Consider the following 511-nt stretch of genomic DNA (forward strand, 5'->3'; position numbering starts at 1 on the left):
GGTAGCTAGCATATTAACGCAAACTCCTTTTGTTAAAGCTCCTTCTATCTTGGAGTTTGCTAAATAGTGAATTACACTGTCAATTTCCATATGATTATTTTCCTCAAAATCAATATCTTCTCGGCATTCTATGACGTTTGCCCATTTTTCAAGACTTTCAGGATCAAGTTCATCGATTAAGAATCTTTTCAACACTGATCTAATATGTGAAGCAGTAAGAACGATAGGTTCGCCATCATAATCCCAACTATAACTTTTTAGGATATTAGACAATTCATCAACCGGCTCGCTAAACTCAATAAGTTTTTTCAGAACATCAAATCTTTCCATCACTCACCTCATAGCCATTACTGGTATACGCCACAATTAAGCTTGTCTTTAACATGAATAATATTTCCTGATGGATCATAGTTGAGGGTCAGCAGGTCAAGATCCTTCTGGGCGTGAACCCAGATCTGCTCCTCCCCGGCTTCATCTTCGAAGCGCAGCTCATTGAAGCCAGCGGCCTTGT

At 39.3% G+C, this 511-nt stretch carries 1 protein-coding gene and 1 pseudogene; both read right to left on the reverse strand.

Annotation, left to right across the window (positions count from 1 at the left end; genetic code table 11):
• Positions 1–330, reverse strand: a 330-nt coding sequence (locus ACT3R7_RS20740) for a hypothetical protein (RefSeq protein WP_496199470.1), incomplete at its 3' end; no start/stop codon positions are given.
• An 80-nt stretch (positions 331–410) separates the two neighbouring features.
• Positions 411–511: pseudogene (locus ACT3R7_RS20745) on the reverse strand (bacteriophage T4 gp5 trimerisation domain-containing protein); the annotation flags it as partial.

The sequence above is a fragment of the Halomonas sp. AOP43-A1-21 genome, from assembly GCF_052376775.1.
Classification (GTDB): domain Bacteria; phylum Pseudomonadota; class Gammaproteobacteria; order Pseudomonadales; family Halomonadaceae; genus Vreelandella; species Vreelandella colorata.